Annotated in this window: 23 protein-coding genes; 3 read left to right on the forward strand and 20 right to left on the reverse strand. The window is 32.1% G+C overall.

Annotated features, from left to right (window positions below; genetic code table 11):
* Nucleotides 1-212: 212 nt before the first annotated feature.
* From AC1Q7N_RS10165 to AC1Q7N_RS10175, 3 genes are all read right to left on the reverse strand, one after another.
* Nucleotides 213-1,421 carry an NAD(P)/FAD-dependent oxidoreductase gene (locus AC1Q7N_RS10165; protein ID WP_001831966.1) on the reverse strand — a complete coding sequence of 403 codons (1,209 nt, stop codon included), beginning with the start codon at nt 1,419-1,421 and terminating at the stop codon, nt 213-215.
* A 269-nt stretch (nt 1,422-1,690) separates the two neighbouring features.
* Complete coding sequence (locus AC1Q7N_RS10170) at nt 1,691-2,050, reverse strand: HesB/IscA family protein (RefSeq protein ID WP_001832002.1); 360 nt, start codon at nt 2,048-2,050, stop codon at nt 1,691-1,693.
* Nucleotides 2,051-2,079: 29 nt separating this feature from the next.
* Nucleotides 2,080-2,325, reverse strand: coding sequence for a YuzB family protein (locus AC1Q7N_RS10175; RefSeq protein WP_001831896.1), 246 nt, complete (start codon nt 2,323-2,325; stop codon nt 2,080-2,082).
* A 281-nt stretch (nt 2,326-2,606) separates the two neighbouring features.
* Here AC1Q7N_RS10175 and AC1Q7N_RS10180 point away from each other — a divergent pair, with 281 nt between their 5' ends.
* Nucleotides 2,607-3,671 (forward strand): NAD(P)/FAD-dependent oxidoreductase, encoded by a 1,065-nt coding sequence (locus tag AC1Q7N_RS10180; protein ID WP_001832001.1) that lies wholly within the window; start codon nt 2,607-2,609, stop codon nt 3,669-3,671.
* Between the two features lie 191 nt (nt 3,672-3,862).
* On the opposite strand, the gene AC1Q7N_RS10185 is transcribed toward AC1Q7N_RS10180, so the two are convergent.
* Nucleotides 3,863-4,183 carry a YuzD family protein gene (locus AC1Q7N_RS10185; protein WP_001831951.1) on the reverse strand — a complete coding sequence of 107 codons (321 nt, stop codon included), beginning with the start codon at nt 4,181-4,183 and terminating at the stop codon, nt 3,863-3,865.
* Nucleotides 4,184-4,282: 99 nt separating this feature from the next.
* Between AC1Q7N_RS10185 and AC1Q7N_RS10190 the strand changes: the two genes are divergently transcribed.
* The gene (locus AC1Q7N_RS10190) at nt 4,283-4,525 is read left to right on the forward strand and encodes a NifU family protein (protein ID WP_001831958.1); all 243 of its coding nucleotides are present in this window, start codon (nt 4,283-4,285) and stop codon (nt 4,523-4,525) included.
* Nucleotides 4,526-4,822: 297 nt separating this feature from the next.
* On the opposite strand, the gene dltD is transcribed toward AC1Q7N_RS10190, so the two are convergent.
* The 8 genes from dltD to AC1Q7N_RS10230 all read right to left on the reverse strand — a co-directional run bounded on the left by dltD (nt 4,823) and on the right by AC1Q7N_RS10230 (nt 11,773).
* On the reverse strand, nt 4,823-6,061 hold the full coding sequence (gene dltD / locus AC1Q7N_RS10195) for a D-alanyl-lipoteichoic acid biosynthesis protein DltD (protein WP_001831904.1): 1,239 nt from the start codon (nt 6,059-6,061) through the stop codon (nt 4,823-4,825).
* Nucleotides 6,058-6,294, reverse strand: coding sequence for a D-alanine--poly(phosphoribitol) ligase subunit 2 (gene dltC, locus AC1Q7N_RS10200; protein WP_001831996.1), 237 nt, complete (start codon nt 6,292-6,294; stop codon nt 6,058-6,060). The genes dltD and dltC overlap by 4 nt, the downstream gene beginning before the upstream one ends.
* Nucleotides 6,295-6,311: 17 nt before the next feature.
* Complete coding sequence (gene dltB, locus AC1Q7N_RS10205; protein WP_001831920.1) at nt 6,312-7,526, reverse strand: D-alanyl-lipoteichoic acid biosynthesis protein DltB; 1,215 nt, start codon at nt 7,524-7,526, stop codon at nt 6,312-6,314.
* On the reverse strand, nt 7,523-8,980 hold the full coding sequence (gene dltA / locus AC1Q7N_RS10210; protein WP_001831977.1) for a D-alanine--poly(phosphoribitol) ligase subunit DltA: 1,458 nt from the start codon (nt 8,978-8,980) through the stop codon (nt 7,523-7,525). The genes dltB and dltA overlap by 4 nt, the downstream gene beginning before the upstream one ends.
* Nucleotides 8,981-8,995: 15 nt before the next feature.
* Entirely contained in the window at nt 8,996-9,142 is a 147-nt protein-coding gene (locus AC1Q7N_RS10215) for a teichoic acid D-Ala incorporation-associated protein DltX (RefSeq protein WP_001831913.1), read from the reverse strand.
* Nucleotides 9,143-9,546: 404 nt separating this feature from the next.
* A complete protein-coding gene (locus tag AC1Q7N_RS10220) occupies nt 9,547-10,518 on the reverse strand; it encodes a 2-hydroxyacid dehydrogenase (RefSeq protein ID WP_001831897.1) in 972 nt (323 codons plus the stop codon).
* Between the two features lie 41 nt (nt 10,519-10,559).
* Nucleotides 10,560-11,339 (reverse strand): TIGR01457 family HAD-type hydrolase, encoded by a 780-nt coding sequence (locus AC1Q7N_RS10225; protein WP_001831998.1) that lies wholly within the window; start codon nt 11,337-11,339, stop codon nt 10,560-10,562.
* The gene (locus tag AC1Q7N_RS10230) at nt 11,339-11,773 is read right to left on the reverse strand and encodes a DUF86 domain-containing protein (protein ID WP_001831932.1); all 435 of its coding nucleotides are present in this window, start codon (nt 11,771-11,773) and stop codon (nt 11,339-11,341) included. Before AC1Q7N_RS10230 ends, AC1Q7N_RS10225 begins: the two co-directional genes overlap by 1 nt.
* Before the next feature lie 118 nt (nt 11,774-11,891).
* Between AC1Q7N_RS10230 and AC1Q7N_RS10235 the strand changes: the two genes are divergently transcribed.
* On the forward strand, nt 11,892-12,158 hold the full coding sequence (locus tag AC1Q7N_RS10235; protein ID WP_001831957.1) for a DUF3055 domain-containing protein: 267 nt from the start codon (nt 11,892-11,894) through the stop codon (nt 12,156-12,158).
* Nucleotides 12,159-12,217: 59 nt separating this feature from the next.
* Here AC1Q7N_RS10235 and AC1Q7N_RS10240 read toward each other — a convergent pair whose 3' ends face one another.
* The 8 genes from AC1Q7N_RS10240 to AC1Q7N_RS10275 all read right to left on the reverse strand — a co-directional run bounded on the left by AC1Q7N_RS10240 (nt 12,218) and on the right by AC1Q7N_RS10275 (nt 19,275).
* Nucleotides 12,218-12,607 (reverse strand): YutD family protein, encoded by a 390-nt coding sequence (locus AC1Q7N_RS10240; RefSeq protein ID WP_049387417.1) that lies wholly within the window; start codon nt 12,605-12,607, stop codon nt 12,218-12,220.
* Nucleotides 12,608-12,793: 186 nt separating this feature from the next.
* Complete coding sequence (gene lipA, locus AC1Q7N_RS10245) at nt 12,794-13,708, reverse strand: lipoyl synthase (RefSeq protein ID WP_001831979.1); 915 nt, start codon at nt 13,706-13,708, stop codon at nt 12,794-12,796.
* Nucleotides 13,709-13,796: 88 nt separating this feature from the next.
* Nucleotides 13,797-15,116, reverse strand: coding sequence for a bifunctional metallophosphatase/5'-nucleotidase (locus AC1Q7N_RS10250; protein WP_001831906.1), 1,320 nt, complete (start codon nt 15,114-15,116; stop codon nt 13,797-13,799).
* Nucleotides 15,117-15,201: 85 nt separating this feature from the next.
* Nucleotides 15,202-16,029 carry a sulfite exporter TauE/SafE family protein gene (locus AC1Q7N_RS10255; protein WP_001831948.1) on the reverse strand — a complete coding sequence of 276 codons (828 nt, stop codon included), beginning with the start codon at nt 16,027-16,029 and terminating at the stop codon, nt 15,202-15,204.
* Nucleotides 16,030-16,041: 12 nt separating this feature from the next.
* Nucleotides 16,042-16,890 (reverse strand): DUF72 domain-containing protein, encoded by an 849-nt coding sequence (locus AC1Q7N_RS10260; protein WP_001831962.1) that lies wholly within the window; start codon nt 16,888-16,890, stop codon nt 16,042-16,044.
* Between the two features lie 366 nt (nt 16,891-17,256).
* Entirely contained in the window at nt 17,257-18,282 is a 1,026-nt protein-coding gene (locus AC1Q7N_RS10265) for a hemolysin family protein (RefSeq protein ID WP_001831928.1), read from the reverse strand.
* Nucleotides 18,283-18,784: 502 nt separating this feature from the next.
* Nucleotides 18,785-19,138 (reverse strand): hypothetical protein, encoded by a 354-nt coding sequence (locus tag AC1Q7N_RS10270; RefSeq protein ID WP_002495357.1) that lies wholly within the window; start codon nt 19,136-19,138, stop codon nt 18,785-18,787.
* Entirely contained in the window at nt 19,129-19,275 is a 147-nt protein-coding gene (locus AC1Q7N_RS10275) for a hypothetical protein (RefSeq protein WP_001831994.1), read from the reverse strand. The genes AC1Q7N_RS10270 and AC1Q7N_RS10275 overlap by 10 nt, the downstream gene beginning before the upstream one ends.
* Nucleotides 19,276-19,536: the final 261 nt, after the last annotated feature.

Below are 19,536 nucleotides of genomic sequence, written 5' to 3' on the forward strand. Positions count from 1 at the left end.
TAAAAAAGACAATTTCTATATTATTTCAATAGAAATTGTCTTTTTTTACTTATCCTGGGACTTTATGTCCCACACTCATTATTAAAATATAAACAATCGATGACAAAATTAATTTGAGTTGTTTACATATTTTAACTCTAGTCATCTTTGCTAAGGGAGACAACAAATTATGTCTCGTACCTTTTTATTGTTTTTTTATATCTATTACTTGATTAAAATTTTCCTTTTTTAAAGGCTAATCCTATGCCACCAAGTTTGTAAATCGCACGAGTATCAATAACTTTCTTCAAGAATGCTGCTTTTTTACCAGCGATATCTCTACCATATACAATTCCAACACCATCATTAGCACCTAATGAACATACAGTTCCACGGTTAACATATTGGAAATCTTGTGTTGATTCACCATTTAATAAACGTTTAATGTTGCTAGCAGTATGCTCACCTTGTTGCATAGCAATTTGAGCTGTTGTTGGTAATGGACGCTCTTCACCAGCTGGAATAAACGCTGAACAATCTCCTATAACAAAGATGTCATTATGACCTTCAATTGTTAAATCTTGTTTATTGATAATACGTCCACGTTTAACACCTTCAAATGATTCTTCCATTAAATGACTTCCACGCACTCCAGCAGTCCATACAGAAGTTCCGGCTTCTAATTGTTGTTTTTCTCCATTGACTTCAACAACGAAACCTTTTTCATTACAAGCGACAATAGGTGTTGCAATTTTGAATTCTACTCCACGGTCTTCTAAATATTTTACTGCATAACTAACTAAGTCGTCTGAGAACATCGGTAACATTTTAGGTGCTGCTTCAACACATGTTAACTTCACTTTACTTTGATCAACACCATATTTACTGCATAATTCAGGAATTCTATCAGTTAATTCACCTAGAAATTCAATTCCTGTAAATCCAGCTCCCCCAACTAAAATAGATAAATCTTTATCATCTTTTTCTTTAGAAGCAGCATAATTTGCGAACTTATCTTCAATGTGACGAGACAACTTACGAGAAGTTAAAACGTTCTCAATTTGGAAAGCATGTTCTTTCATACCATCAATACCAAATGTTTCGCTAACAAAACCTAGTGCAACAACTAAGATATCAAAGTCATAAACACCCTTATCAGTTTCTACACGTTTAGCATTACGATCAATTTTTGTTACCTCAGCAACAACAAAATTCACTTTATTTTTGTTGACAGTTTTCTCAACAGGATACAATAAATCTTCATAATTAATCGTACCGGCAGAAGCTTCATGCAACCAAGTTGATTCATAATGATATTCATTCTTATTAATTAAAGTAATTTCCGCTGCATCAGCAGAAAGTTCTTTTTGTAATTTAGTTACAGTTTGTAAACCAGCATAACCTGCACCTAATACGAGCACTTTCTTACGATCTTGAGCCATCTCTAATTCACCTAAGCTTTCATAATATTTTAACCAACCAACAATGTAGATAAAGGCTATAAACATATGACAAGCCAAATTGTCTCTTTCTTTATAGTCTTAGTCAACATTTAAAATTTTCAAGTCTTTTTTGGGTTTTGCTCTTCAGTTGTTCACATAAAAGACACTTTTAATCTAATTTTAATTCTATAGCTTTTACCCTATATTTTCAAGCTACAATAGGGATAGTTTGTGAAAAGTTTAATTTAATTTCGGATGGCAATATGAAATTAACATTGCTCTGGATTTCCAGCGACTTTAGCTGTTTTAAATGAACTTCCACAACCACATGAGGCAATAGCATTAGGATTGTTTATTTGAAATCCTCCACCCATAAGTGACTGTTTAAAATCAATTGTTGTTCCATTTAATACAGGAGCATCATTTCGGTCTACTAGAACTTTCAAACCATAGTATTCGAGAATTTCATCATTTTCACCAGGTTCTGCTTCGGCTGACATACCATAAGTTAATCCTGTGCATCCTCCACCATTTACTTTAATTTTTAAATAACCATCAGACATGTCGTTATTTTTTAACATGTCTCTAACTTCAAATGCTGCCGCTTCAGTTAAAATGACTGTTGGCATATAAAAAACCTCCCATAATTTTTTAATCTCTATAACAAATTCGTTATATCATTATCTTCGATATGTTGATATATGTTTTTTAATAAATCGTCTGGTGTGTTACCTTCAACAATATCACCATCTACAAGGGCATACAAGCTACTTGCGCATAGACCACAATTTTGTAGACAACCGTATTCAAGGACATCTATGTTAGGATCATTTTCTAATTTTTCAAATACAACATCACTACCTTTGGCCATATTTGAAATACAGAACTCCACTAACGGAAACATAAGTCACCTTCTTATCTTTATTAGTTTAAACATTATAACAAAGTATTCAATGTCCTGACTATCAGTCGGTATGACGATTTTAATTTTGTTTATCTTTTTAAATTTCATAATAATTAAATTGCATTCTACATTTGTTTGTAGTCATTTTGAAAAATAGATATAATAGTCATGCATACAAGTATTATAACTATCAGGGACTAGGAATCATCTTCATTTAGAGTATTCTAGTGATTTTTGAAAAGGGTTTCAATAAAACAATTATAACAAAGGGGTATTAATCAATGAAAAACTTAGTATTACTAGGCGGGGGCTATGGTAATATGCGAATTATGTCGCGCATTTTACCTCATTCAATTCCTGAGGGATATCACTTAACTTTAATCGACCGCATGCCATTCCACGGTTTAAAACCTGAATTTTATGCACTTGCAGCAGGAACTAAATCTGACAAAGAGGTGCGAATCCAATTTCCAGATAGCAGTCAAATTAATACGGTTTATGGGGAAATCAGTGATATAGATTTAGACGAACAAATGATAACAGTTGGAAATTCAAAAATAGATTATGACGAACTTATCATTGGTCTAGGGTGTGAGGATAAATATCATAATGTCCCTGGTGCTGAAGCATATACACATAGCATTCAAACATTATCTAAATCGCGTGAAACATACCATAGAATTAGCGAGTTACCTAAAGGGGCACGTGTAGGTATCGTTGGGGCAGGTTTAAGTGGCATTGAATTAGCGAGCGAACTACGTGAAAGTCGATCAGACTTGGAAATTTTATTATATGATAGAGGGCCTCGAATTTTAAGGAATTTTCCTGAGAAACTGAGTAAATACATATCTAATTGGTTTTCTAAACACAATGTTACTGTAGTGCCTAATTCAGTCATCGACAGAGTAGAACCCGGAAAAATTTATAATAATGGTAAACCAGAAAATATTGATTTAGTCGTTTGGACAGCAGGCATACAACCTGTTGAAATTGTGCGTAATCTTCCTATTGATATGAGTACCTCTGGACGTGTGATTATTAATCAGTACCATCAAGTCCCAACCTATAGAAATGTCTATGTCGTAGGTGACTGTGCTAATTTACCACATGCCCCCAGTGCTCAACTAGCAGAACTACAAGGCGAACAGATTGCTGAGGTTTTGAAGAAGCAATGGAATAACGAACCACTTCCAGATAAAATGCCTGAAATTAAAGTACAGGGCTTTTTAGGCTCTTTAGGTGACAAACAAGGTTTTGCTTATATCATGGATCGAACAGTTACCGGACGATTAGCCTCTATTCTAAAATCAGGTGTTCTGTGGCGCTATAAATATCATAATGGTTAATAAATAAAGAACCTAGGGCATTTACATTTCCCTAGGTTCTTAATTAATAATCACAAACTATGACAGCATTGAAATGTCCTTCTTCTCAATAAAAGATATAGCCTAAAAATGAAGATTTTCACTAAAAAATAACACAGACACTGTCAATTGAGGCACATCGTTAGTATGAATATTGCCCCCCTCTTTTAATCTTACATAGTAAAATATGATTTAATAAAACGGGTTATTTGTTTATATTGTATGTAACCATCTGCTACATATTCATCATTCATCGTAACTAATGGGTAAAACAATTCATCTTCATTAATTCTTTCTATAAATTGCATATCATGATCAGTTAAATTTTCAGTATCATTTCGTATGTCAATATATGTAAATTCAAAATGATGTTGAGGAAACTTTCTTAAAAGTAATGCTTGAAGCCATTGATAAGTATCTATAGATGTAGGTGCATTTACACAACTCGCACAAACGACTTCTGCTCCATATACGACAACACTAATTTTAGTCATTAAAATCCCCTATCTTGTTTTATAGATTTTTACTACTTTATCTATTATAATGTAATAATAATGATTATGAAATAATTGCTCTGAAAGGAGACATGTCACATGCCTACTGAGAATCCAACAATGTTTGATCAAGTAGCAGAAGTTATAGAACGTTTGCGTCCATTCTTATTACGAGATGGTGGCGATTGTACGCTTGTAGATGTTGAAGATGGTATTGTTAAGCTACAATTACATGGCGCTTGCGGAACATGTCCTAGTTCTACAATTACCTTAAAAGCTGGCATCGAGCGTGCACTTCATGAAGAAGTTCCAGGTGTAATAGAAGTAGAACAAGTATTCTAATACATCCCTATATAATTATTTATTAACCTAGGATAGATAGTGACGTCCTAGGTTTTTTAATTTGATAGAAATTAATAAATGAAGTCATAGCGCACTAATATTAACTCTATGATGCTAAATAAAACAATAAAATGCTTAGGATACAAAACATTGTTCCTAAGCATTTTATATACTGGCTATCAAAGAAGTAAACGAAAAATACATTACGTCGAGGTATTTCCTTTATAAATCTCGTTACACGGGATGAAATAACGAATTCTGTACCTAGCTCACTTAATTTTATTTCGGTTAATAATATTATTTGTTGCCTTGATGTTGATCATCTTGACGATCGTTGTGATGTTTGTGCGGTGGTTTATTTTTAGAATAATCGACTTCATGATTTTTAGGCGCATGACCATCCATATGTCTTGCAATTTGCTGGTCGACGTAAACCCAACCTTTCCATCCAATATGAACAGCATCACTAATTACGTACTTTTCATAGTCCTTGTTTGTCAAATCATAAATTTTCCCACCATTATCAACTACAGTTGAGTGAATCTTTTTATATACAGCTTCACGTCTATCTTTTTTGATACCTATATGATCATACCATCTTCCATTTGAAGGTATACTAACATATTGTACATCAGCTCCAGCAGCATGTAGCGTTTGCACTAATAATTTTAAATCTTGGAACTCGGGTGAGTTAATGTTGAACTCATAATCCCTTTTGATTTTACGCTTGTTTTGTTTTATCAATTTCCAATATGGATCTCTTATATCATATTTATTAGATTGAGTATTTGCTTTGCCTATATCGGCAGCTTTATGTTTCATCTCATCCCATGAAGCATCTTCTCTTGTTGCAGGTTTTACTTCTGCTAGAGGTGGCTTAGTGAATGAGAATAATGATTTAATAGCTTCAATCTTAGTTAATTGATTTTCTTTAAATGAAGAAATGTAGTTTCCAGAGACATCATTGGGATGTTTTGCTTGTTCTCTAAGGTATGACTTATTGTGTGCATGCGGAAACTGTAACAATCTTTGTGCATACCGTTTCTTCAAATTAGCTGGCATATCTTTTTGATTAAACATCTGATTGATTTGACTTTGTGACATACGAGCATCAAAGTTTTGATTTGTTAATCCATGATTCGTAAACCACTGTGGAGAAATAATAAATGTAAATTTCTTTCCTTTTAAATTGTCGTATTGCGCTGCAAGTTCAACTGCATTAATTAAATCTGTCGAACCTCCCGCACCAATAAGGAACGTTTCTTTACTAGCATTTTGTTTATTTAGCGCTATACCTGGATTAAAAGGATCATCCTTTTCCAGTTCACTTGAACCATAAATCGGGTAATACTTATTTGACTCGAATAATTTATTTTGAATGAGCGTGCCTTTTAAAACTTGATCAGTTAAAGAAATTCTATTATCAGCTAACGTCTTATTTGTCACAAGACCAGTAAACCAACTTGCTGGTAAAAATAAAAATATAATAAATATGACGCCACTGATTATAATGGGTAAGAATGGTTTCAGTTTCATCGTAACTCTTCTAAAGCTTCTACAATTTTATTAGGAGTTGCCCACTCATCTCTATCAAAGTCCATAATTGACACTTCAATATCCAATTTATTTTGAATTTCTAAAAGTAAACCTACAGTTTGAAATGAATCAATAATACCTTCTTCAAAGATTTCTACATCTGGGTTTTCCTTCACAATGTTGTTTTCAGCTACTTCTGCTAATAAATCTAATACTTGTTCTCTAAATTCCATAATTAATTACTCCTTTATTAAATAAATTTGCCTGAGAAAATTAAGAATCCGAAAGTTACAAAATGGAAGGTAATGATAATACTTATAGCTGTAGTGAAACCATTTTGCCAACGTGGTGGATGCTTTTTACGCCAACGCTCATAATAACCATAACCTATGAATAACGCTGCGTGGTATAATCCATATACAATGTAATATACTTCAAGACCATGCCATACTCCCATTATGAAAAAGTTTAAAAAGAACGCTACATTTGACATTGCAAATTGACTTTTTAATAACTTCTTACGTGACATGTAGAATAAAGATCTCATATAGATACAATCTCTAAACCAGAAAGATAAAGTCATATGCCATCTATTCCAGAAATCTTTAATATTTTTGGCTTTAAACGGTTGTTTAAAGTTAGGCGGTGTCTTAATACCATATAAATAACTCACTGCAATCGCGAATAAACTGTATCCAGCAAAATCAAAGAATAAATATAAGCTATAAGCGTACATATATAGCCACATATGAGTAAATCCATGCAGGTTAAGTTGTAAAGGATTAACAGCGTAAGTCTGAATCAAATACGCAATAATATATTTATATAAGAACCCTAACATAATCATATGAATTGCTTTGACAACAAGTTCTCTGTACTCTACACCGCTAAGTACTTTCTTATCATCTTTCACAAAACGTTTATATCTATCAATAGGTCCAGATGAAATGGTTGGGAAGAATGAAATGAATTGTATCAATTTCCCTACTTTGATTTCTTTAATAGAACCATCACGAATCTCCATAATTAATTGAACACTTTTGAAAGTGACGTATGAGATACCTAAAAATCCTACAAATTCAATTAATTTACTTTCATGGAAGTGAATTTGATGTCCACCTAACCATGAACTCTGTAATATTTTAACAATTGCTAGAGGGAGAATAGACAACACCATAATTGTTACAAATTTTGTAAAAGTATTCTTCTTTTGTCGTGATTGATAGTAGTACATAATGAGGGCAACCTGCCATATGACATAAATAATAAAACAAAAAAGTTGTGCACTTAGATATTTTTGCCCTAACAGATTATGTTTATCTGATGCGAATATAATGACAATCATGATTGCTGTACTTATACCATTGTAAATATAACTTCGCTTACCTAAGAATCCAAGTATTATCACAGGTATAAGAACGATAAATGCAATTAAGAAAAATGTAAATGTGCCATAAGGTATCATCCGTTTACAACCTCGGCAATTTTCTTACGATCTAATTTACCATTTGATGTGAGTGGTAGTTGTTCCATCCATTCGAACTTTCTAGGAATCATATATTCTGGTAAGCGTGATTTAAGTTCGTGTTTAATATGAGTTGTCATTGCTAAATTATCTTCTACAGGTTCAGTAGGTACTACTGCTCCTATTAAATGTATGACCTTTCCATTTTTATAAACCGGCACAACAACAGCCTCTCTTACATGTTTTGACTGGCGTAATTGTGTTTCAATTTCCTCTAATTCCATACGATAACCATTTAATTTAATTTGAAAATCAATACGTCCTTGAATAAACCACAATCCATCTTCAATTTTAGCTTTATCCCCAGTATGATATGTTCTGACACCGTCTTCAAAATTAAATACTGCAGTTGTCTTTTCTTCATTCTTTAAATAACCTAAACTGACGCTTTGCCCCTCAATGACAAGTTCTCCTTCTTCAGTAGCAAATAATTTTGTACCAGGTCTAGCCACACCAACTGGTAAAGGGTTATATTGATTTAAAATTTCTTCTGTGATTTGTATACTTGTGACTGCAACAGTAGCTTCAGTCGGTCCATATGTGTTATAAATCATTGAATTCGGAAATCTTTCAACTAAGGCTTTAGCTGTTTTATGTGGTAAGATTTCCCCACAGAAAAAGAATTGCTTTAAACTACTATATTGTTGTTCATTTAAATTAGGTAATAATAAACACATTTCTATAAAAGAAGGTGTAGAAACCCAAACATTCATTGGTGTTTGAACTAACATTTCGTTCAATAGTTTAGGTTTTTTAATCATATCTTTATCAACAAGATTTAAAGTACCACCTGATGTTAAACAAGGATAGATTGCCATTACTGATAAATCAAAAGAAAATGGCGCTTGATTTAACCATTCTTTACCAGTACCAGTTTTGTTTAAAGATACCATCCATTCTGCGAATTCATTTAAACTTGCATATTCAATTTGCACACCTTTAGGTTCTCCTGTAGATCCTGAGGTAAAAATTGTATATACTACATCGTTTTGCTTCATTTGACTATCAAAGACAATTGGATATTGGGAATCCTGAATATCGCTAACCTTAAGCACTTGTGCATTTGTCTGTTCTAAAGTCTCATCTGAAGTATTAAAAATGATTTCCGGTTGTACTTTATCAATAATCATATTCACACGTTCTTTGGGAACAGAAGTATCAATAGGAACATATCCACAACCGGATTTAATCGCTCCAATCATACCAACAATCATGTAAGGTGACATGTGACCATATAAAATCATTGGCTTTTTACTATCTTGTAATAGATGTGCTAGCTTACTTGATTCTTCATCAAGTTGTTTATATGTTAGCTCATCATTTGTATGTCTAACCGCAACTGCTTCAGGTTGTTCCTGAACGAAGTGGTTTAGAATATTAATTAAGTCTGCCATAACTACTCTCCCTCATTAGAATTCATTATAAATGAAGTTGTTTTGTGTATCACCACTACCATAAATTAAATATAGCGCTATAAAAATAGCTAAATATAACAAAGTGATTAAGTAAGGCTTCATTTTATCAAAATATTTGTTAGAAGGCTCTTTTCCTTTCATTTTTAAATAGCACCTCTCAAACTCTAACTATTATTAATCGTAAATCTTCTCAATGTTCTTATATTAAATCATGTACTATGAACCTTAATAATTGCTAATAGACATCAAACAATACAATATACATTTTATATTTTAATTTTACAATTCATTATATCTATGTTTCAAATATAATTCAATTCAAATTTTATGTCTTGCTTAGAATTGTATTTAAAATTTTACATATTCAAATCATATGTCAACAACTCAATTAGAAATGGTTCTCACTTTTAAGAACAACATTATTTTAATTCTAAAGCCATGATTAGACAATTACAGTGGATATAACAAAATTGTTAGTTTTATCAAATTAAAAAAATTCACGTTATCACATTCGATTGATGGAATATGACTAACGTGAATAAATTTTAAAAGTGTAAAGAGGTTACAGGGGTTATTGGTGCATCATTATTTAATACTGCTTTAATATTATCTATACAAAGTTGTACCATTCGATTTCTAGTGACTTGGGATGCACTTCCTATGTGAGGTAACACCACAGCGTTAGGTAATTTCAGTATTGGATGATTAGGTTGAATAGGTTCTTGACGCATAACATCTAAACCACAGGCTTGTATCTCATGATTTTTTAATGCTTCTAAAAGTGCTTCCTCATCTACAATTGCACCTCTTCCAATATTAATGAAGACAGCATCATTTTTCATTTTATTAAAAGCTCGAGCATCAAATTGATTCTCAGTTTCCTTGGTTAAAGGTGCTGTGCAAATAATAAAATCACTTTGTTCAAGTAAAGATTTAAACGTTACATATGTAGCATTTAAATCTCTTTCAGCATTTAAGTCACGTTTGCGATTGTGATATATTATCCGTGCATCAAACCCTTGTAAGCGACGTGCAAACGCTTTTCCTATATCACCCATTCCAAAAATACCAACAGTTGCACCGTATACATCTTTTCCTGATAATAAGTAGGGTCCCCAACTTTTCCACTTACCCTCTTGAATATATGATGTCGCTTCAATGATTCTACGTGCTACAGTAAGCATCAATGTAAACCCTAGTTCGGCAGTTGTCTCTGTCAGTACGTGAGGTGTATTGGTAACAACTACACCATGTTTCTTTGCTAATGAAATATCAATATTGTCAAAACCTACTGCCATATTAGCAATCACTTTAAGTTGTTGTGCCCTGAGAAATACTTCTTCATCAATATGCTCACTCAATGTGATCACACATGCTGTTGCATCTTCAACGTTAGCAAGAAATGATTCTCTAGACATAGGCGTTAAATCGTGTTCCCACATGACAAGTTGTCCTAGTTTTTTAAGTTGCTCTACGTAGTGTTGTGGAATTTGACGTGTTACGAGTATTTTATTCATATGCACACCTCTATTAATTTCAAAAACAGATAGATGATATTTTATTTTTCTAATTCTGCAATAGCTACATTTAAATCTTTAAATGAATACGTAGGCGGTATTTCTTTAGATTGAATATCTTCATACGTACTCACACCAGTTTGAACATGTATCGTATCAATACCTACGTTAATACCTGACATAATGTCTGTGTCATATAAATCACCAACCATTGCAACTTCTGATTTTTCTAATCCAAGTATATCTAAAGACTTAGACATTATAATTGGTTCAGGTTTACCAATAAACTCTGGCTGAATGCCAGTAGAGACACTGACCACACTCGTAATAGCACCATTACCAGGTAAAAAACCTCTCTCTTTAGGTATGGATACATCTGGATTTGTAGATATAAATTTAGCTCCATTACGTACAGCTAATGTTGCGATTGATAATTTTTCATATGTTACCTTTTCATCTAAACCAATAACTACATAATCAACATGTTCATCATTCTTTATTGAAAGTCCTGCATCAGTTAGTGCAGTTTTGAGTCCATGACCACCAATCATATATACAGTTGCATTTGGATGCTGTTCAGAGATATAATCCGCTGTTGCCAATGCTGAAGTTACAACTTCATCTGGTTTAGCATCAATATGCATCTCACGTAACTTCTCAGTAACTTGAACAGGTGTCTTTGTAGAATTATTAGTTACATATAGATGCGGGATATGATTATTATTTAAATAATCTATAAATTGTGCGGCACCGTCAATTTCATCTGTGCCTTTATACATTGTCCCATCTAAATCGATTAAGTATGCCTGATAATGTTTCACTAGTTATTCGCTCCTTTTCCAAATGCGGTAATTGGTACATTTTCATTTTCTAAAAATTGTCCTACTTCTTGAATAAATTGCTTATAGTATGGTAGTGCATCATCAAATAACGGCTCAATTTTATTCATATTTAAATCGATATAGTGATGTGCAAACTGTTTTCTAACATCAATAGTTCGATTGATATGTGATTGTGTTTCTTTTGAAATAACATTTTCCAATTCTAAAATATCTATTACATCTTTATAATTACCAGGATCTCTTAAAATAAACCCATCTATAATCATATTGCCAATATCTACAGAAGATTCAATTAACATTTGACCAATTCGTTCAAAAGCATATAGGTTCCTTTTATTATCATTGTAATCTTCAGTGAGCTTTTGTAAGTAAGTGATTTTCTGAGTTAGTTTATCTTTATCTACAAAATACATTCGCTTGTCACCTCTTCATACTTCTAATAAGTTAATCATACCATAGTTTTGCAGTCATCATCATTTGTCGTTATACTTAAGTGTAATAGTTTTCGCAATATAAAGGAGCGTCAGAGTTATGATAGATATGTACTTATATGATGATGAAGAACAAAGCCAAGTACAGTTCATCGGCTTTGTTGGTGAGCATAGTCGTTACGACTTAATGCTTGTACAAACAGATAGACATTATGGTAAAACTTTAGTTTTAAATATGCAGACAAATCAATTTGGCATTATAGGTTCAGATGATATAGAAGAAGAAGGTTACATTTCTCATATTTTAGGAGTATCAAAGGAAGAAGCGGATGAAATTATTGAATATTTAAATGAAGTTATTCAATAGAAGAGATATGTTATAAAAGTCCACTTAAATTGAGATGACGCTCTCAACTTAGTGGACTTCTATTGATCTATAGCTTGGGTATGTTTTTCTGTGTCTTGAATAGTAGGTTGAATCTTAACATCATGTAATTTATCAATGATATCTTCTTTATCATCTATTTCTTCAATAAATTCATTTGGTGACAATCGTCTGACTACAAAATAAGGACAACCAAAATTACAATATTCTAGTATATAATCTTGTATACTTGAAAATCGTTTACTTATTTCTGCCTTTTTATTACTATCTTTATAAAATCCTTTTAAGCGTAATTGATCGTAACCATAGTCACCTACGACATAATCATATTTGTCTAATATATCCGAATACCTAGCTGAAAATATTTTCTCATCAAAACATTCTCTATATTCTTCTATCAATTCAAAATATTGTTGGTCGACTTTAATCATATTTTCACCTTACAAAAAAATGAAATAGAGGCACTAAGTATCAAAAATACCATAAATCACTTACCGATATCTTCAATACACACATTTATCAAAATATAATGAAATTTTATGTATCACATAAATTATAGATACTCGATAAGCGAGGCACTTATGCCTCTATTTTTAATAGTTTTTAAAAATTATTACTTAATTGAGTTGTTCTTCACCTTGGCGTTGTTTCTCTTTAGCTGCTTCATTCACTTGCTCATCAGCATGATATGAGCTTCTTACTAAAGGTCCTGCTTGACAATGTTTAAATCCTTTTTCCATTGCAATCTTTCTCATTTTACCAAATTCTAATGGCGTATAATATTTCTCAACTTTCAAATGTTTTCGAGACGGTTGTAAATATTGACCTATAGTTAAGATATCAACATCATTAGCGCGTAAATCATCCATCGTTTCATAAATTTCTTCCATCGTTTCACCTAACCCAACCATCAAACTTGATTTTGTTGGAATATCAGGTTGTAATTCTTTAGAACGACGTAAAAATTGTAAAGTTCTATCGTAAGTTGCTCGAGCTCGAACTCTTGGTGTTAAGCGACGAACCGTTTCAATGTTGTGATTAAGAATGTCTGGTCTAGAAGCCATTAATGTTTCAAGGGCTTCATAATCGCCACCCATGTCAGATGGTAAAATTTCTATTGTTGTAAATGGATTTCTTTCTCTTACTTTACGTACTGTTTCTGCATACACGTTTGAGCCTTGATCTCTTAAATCATCACGTGCAACAGCAGTAATTACAACATGTTTTAAATTCATTAATTCTACTGATTCTGCAACTCGTTCTGGTTCATTTAAATCTAATTCATTAGGTAAACCAGTTTTTACCGCGCAAAATCGACATGCTCTTGTACATACTGCTCCTAAAATCATAAATGTAGCTGTACGACGCGCACCCCAACATTCGTGAATATTTGGACATTTAGCTTCTTCACACACTGTGTGTAAATTCTTCTCACGCATCATTTTCTTAAGACCAGTATAATTATCGTTTGTGTTAAGCTTAATCTTTAACCAATCCGGTTTACGTAAAATTTCTTCATTTCTAGTCGCCATAACAACGCATACCCTCCTGTTTAATATATCTTCGTTTATTATAACATATCGGTATTAACATTAAATTAAAATTCAATATACGTTTCTTTTATAATTTTAGTAATTTCTCTTTAAAAATATCACGTAAAAATTCAGGCATAATATAATCTGTAGATAACCCCTTTAGCAATGGGAAATATCTTCCAAATGTATACATATCAACAGTACCTAACGTATATTGTTTATCATTTTGAATCTCTTCATCGCCTATAAAATAACGGTCTTCTGACTCAATAAAGCCTAGATTATATAAAATATATCCTCCAAATATATCCCCTCTAAAACCAAGACCTTGTGCATGTTCGTGCATATATTCTTGCTTTTGGCTTTTTTGAATCACTTGCTTTAATTGTTTACCAGTTAATCGAACTCTTACAATATTGATTGGATGGGGTAACATGCGATGTATATCATATTCCGTCACTTTATCAGCTTCAATGCCATTAACTATAAGTCCAGCATTTACGATTGCACAATCAGCCCTTGAAAACTCATATACACTTTCAGCCAGTAAATACGATGTTCTTGTAACAACATCTGTTCTTTTGACTAAGTTCACATGATGATTAACTACTGGTTTACTTAGAAGTGCTCTTCCTTCTTCTTCAAAATGTGTCTCGACCAAGGGAAGTGTTTCAATAGGATGAATTTTGGCGATTTTATCAACGATTTTTCCATTTTCAATCGTAATATTAACTTCACCTAAATAATAGCCATATTTTCCGGCAGCTGCCATCAAAACACCATTGTTTATTTCTCCATGTTCAAAATGATGATGCGTATGACTACCAAAGATAACATCTATTTCCGGAATCTCTTGGCATAACTTTTCATCAAAAAAGATACCGACATGGCTCATAACCATTAAAAAATCATATTCACCTTGATGTGCATTGATTTCATCTTTGATTGCCGCTAATGGGTCAGTAACAATCCAATCCAGTGCTCGATAAAAAGGTGTGAACGGTGCCGTTGCTGCAACAAATAAAATACGTGTTCCTTTTATTTCTTTGATATACGAAGAGGTAATATGATGTGGAAGATGTCCCTCTTCATCTATGACATTCGTGCAAATCACTTTAAAATCCGCGTCGTTATATAGATTTTGTAAAGCATCATGAGAAATTGTCATTCCTTCATTATTTCCAATGGTTGCAATATCACAATGTGCTTCATTTAAAAGTTCTATATTTTTTTGTCCTACCGTAGCTTCTGTCACAGGTGCTGATAAATCAACATGGTCACCTATATCTATATAGAGTGAGGGATGTTCAAGTTGCGGTCTATGTTTTGCCATATAAGCTTGAATACGAGCATATTCATTTAAATGACTATGAATATCATTCGTGTGATATATTGTTAATTCCATAACATGATCCCCCTCTTTAAAATTTATATACTTAATTGTACTTTAGCATTAAAGAACAAAGTCTCAAAGTATAACTACTTCGCATTTAAATAAAAGATTTAATGATTAAATATATACCCATAATAAGCATTACTGTTCTCAATAACATTACAACTGTGTCGGATTTCATAGATCGATTGACCCTCACACCTATTTGTGCACCTATAACACTTGAAATAATGAGAATGATAGAATAGCCCCAAGCCACATGTCCTTGAAAGATGTGCCCTATTGAACTCATCACACTTGAAAAGAAAATCATCATCATACTTGTGCCTACTGCAACATGTGGTGGAAATCTAAAGACGATGAGCATAAGAGGGGTCATCAATGCACCTCCACCTATGCCAAACAGCCCTGTTAATAGCCCAATAAATAACGTTGTTATAAAAGCAAACAGGGGTGGTACACTATAACGGTATGTTTTCCCTTCAGCATCAACATATGTACGCGCATATTTAGGTTTGTCAAAAATTTTAAAAGGTTTGATTTTGTGACGAATCATCAGTAATATCGACACAAATATCATAAACACGCCAAAGTATAAGTTAAACGAATCAAGTGTAAGGTATCTACTTAAAAAAGAACCAACCAAAGATCCAGGTAGTAGTCCAAATAGAAATATCGAACCATTTTTTATATCTACTTGTTTGGTTTTTAAATATCCTAATGAGGAAGATAATCCAGTAACAATCAGAATAACTGAAGAAGTACCTATTGCAATTTGCGTCGTAATACCATGTAGAAGATGATGGTTAACGCCTAAATAAACAAGTGTGGGGACGATGATGATTCCACCACCAATACCAACGATAGATCCTAAAATCGCTGATAATCCCCCTATTAATATTAATAGAATAATTGTTAATAACATGACATTCGCCTCTTAAAATAGTTTTAATTGTTGCGGTGCTAAACCTTCATAATCAATGTCTAAAATATTTTGATACTTTTTAGCATTATTAGCTGCATGACCGCCAGAGTTATTATTAAAAATTACATATACTTTCTTAGCCTTTTGATTAAGTATTTCGACTTTACGAGCCAAGTCAGCTAACTCATCATCGCTATAATCATATAAATATCTTACATCTCGCCATTCTTGATCAGTCATATCTTTTTTAGTCCAACCATAATGATTACGTCCATGATAACGTACAAAAGCAATTTCACTAGTAATCCTATTTACTAAAGGAACGCTCCCCTCTTTAACTTGAGGTTCATCTACCACTGCATGAATGATTTGATGTTGTGTTAAGAAGGATAAAGTTTGTTCTTTATACTGATTGTCAAACCATGATTGATGTCTAAATTCAATGCTCATCGGAATATCAGTTAATTGTTTTCTCACATATAAGATGTAATTTATATTTTGGACGTTACAATCAAACCAAGGTGGAAATTGTACGAGCACCATCGCCAATTTATTATGCTCTTTTAACGGATTGATCATTTCTTTAAACTGTTTAAATAATATATCTCTCGACTCTGCATAATCTCTATAGTCAGCATGCAATGTTAATGCTTGATGAATTTTAACAACGAATTGAAATCTATTCGGCGTTTCATTTATCCATTTAATTATATTTCGCTCTGGCTGTATCGCATAATACGAAGCATCCAACTCTACTATTGGGAAGTGACTAGCATACGTTTTTAACTTATCTGTTTTACGCTCTAAATCCTCATATAATGTATCATGGTCACCCCAGCCAGTAAGACCTATTTCTATCATATTTATCACCAACAACATGATACCACATTACAAATCATTGATTCACTTGAGTTAAGTTAAATTTACATATTCTTTAATATACATATATCTTATAGTTAAACAAAAGTACATCTTGTGGTAAGAGAAAGATGCAACCCTTTCAAATTCCTTGTATAACCTTAGCAATAAAGACTAAGTTTGATAATATTTATATTTATCGAGTTTTTCAATCTATTACTGCCTACTAAAATAGAAAAACACCTGGAACAATGTATTATGTCCCAGGTTTTCTAGCTTTAAACTTTATATCACAACTAAATTACACAACATCTTAATTGACCCGCAACTTGTTTGACATTCATAGCCACTATCATTTTTACAATAAAATTAACGATGCATCATGCTTTGTGGAAATTTTTGATGTTTTAATTTATTTTCTTCTTCACGATCCATTTCATCCTCAATATCCATACCAAGTAGCTCTTCTATTAAATCTTCGTGCGATACGATAGCATCCGTACCTCCAAATTCATCTAAAACAATCGCTAAATGTTTTCGTGAAACGGTCATTTTACGCAATACCCATTCTGCTCTATTATGTTCATTTACAAATAAAGGGCTTGATGCATAATTAGTAATTGACTCCTCTTTATGTTTACTCCAAGCTAATAAATATTTTGAGTGGAATACGCCGATGATATCATCTATATTTTCATCATATACTGGATATCTCGTATATGGATTATTCATCACTGTATCATAAGCTTCGTCATATGTTACATCCTTTGAAAAAGCTACAACATTAATACGAGGCGTGGTATCAACATCCTTAACCTTCAATTGTTCAAAGTCCATAACGTTTTGAAGTCGAGTATTTTCTATCTCATTAAATGCACCTTCTCTACCCGCAATATTTAATAATGTACGAATTTCTTCTTTAGAAAATCTTTTTTCAACAGGTTGGCCTCGAGATAGTAAATGATTAATACCATCTGTCATCTTGTTTAATAAGATTGTAATGGGCTTGAGTACAATAACACATATATGAATGATAGGATACACAAGTTTTGAAATTTTATCAGGAAATGTTGCAGCAATTGATTTAGGAATCACTTCAGAAATAAGTATAATCACAATTGTTACAATTGCTGATGCTATTCCCACATTCACTCCAATATCAATCGCTAAGATTGTCACGAGTGTAGGTAAAATAATATTCGCTACATTGTTACCGATTAATATAGTAGTGATAAATTCACTTGGTTTATCTAATAACTTTGTTAAACCTTGCGCCTTACGATCACCCTTTTTAGCTTCAGTTTGAAACTTAGTGCGATTCGCGGCTGTTAATGCTGTCTCACTACCTGAAAAGAAAAATGAAACAAATATTAATAGTATAATTGCAATAATCATGATGCATTTCTCCTTAAGATTTAGTCCGTATTAATACATTATTTCCCGAGAAATGAATTATCAAACTTATCATTTATATTGAATTAACACAACACACGAATAAGAATGAACTAATGCAAAATATTTTTATAGTTTGTCGTGGCTTACTCTCATGAAGCTTATCAATAACTTAACAATCCCTTTTATTAAAAATCAAACGATAAGCCATAATAATTCATTACATTTATTAAAACAAAGAGTTAAGTCTTCTAAAAATTCCACTTTAAATACTTTGTAAAAATATAAAAAGTAAAAATCAGATAAATATATTGTAAACTAAAATTCATATCGTAATTATCTTTAAAATGATAAATAACACAATGATAAAAAGCGATTTAATAGTGATAAAAGAAAATTTTTCCTTTTGATCCATAAAATAAAATTAATGATAAAGTAAGTAATAGAGACTAGCACAACAATTATGAGAATAGTTTCGATTTCTTACAATTCATTATTTTTAATTTCAGGCACTGTAGTAAATATATGTGCCAGAAATATCATTATCAAGACAACTATTGATATGTATAACTTGACCCTCGATAATTGGATATTTATTGACATACTCTCGTATTGCTCTGGCGTCAATTTTTTCATGTGAGTTATCTATAACTTTTTCTAACCTTTTCATTGCATTGGCAATTTTATTACTCATCTTAATATCTTTTTTAGTCATCAGGGATTTAGCAGATTTACCACCACCGTATAAAGCATCGCGATATCCATTTAATTCCATTTTCAATTGAACGAATTGGTTATTTTTCAAATAAGTAGTGTATAACTGCTTAATAAAACTAAAGTTTCTTGCTATTAGTAGCAATCACTCGGCATATCTTTCACTTTTGAAGCCATTGTAGCTACAGGTGCAATCATATTCAATAAGTTCGCATCATCAAAATCATGTTTAACTTGAAAATCTTTGAAGTCACCCAAAGTAATTTTGATATGCTTAATCAAATCTTTACCTTTAACTTCATTATTTGCAATAGCTTGTGTTTCTGTAATATCTTCAACACTTTTACAGTGGAATCCATTTTATTTAACGAATTGTAATACTAAATGAGATACTAAAAAATTTCATAAAATAGACTCATGATCGATACTCTTATAAAAGATGTTATTCAACAATAAAAGCAGATATTAGAGCCGATATGAGCTGTATCAATCATAAATTAACTACTATTTAATTTTTTCATTGTTACCAACTGAATTTGACAT

Source organism: Staphylococcus sp. GW823-FHT05F06, from assembly GCF_058795495.1.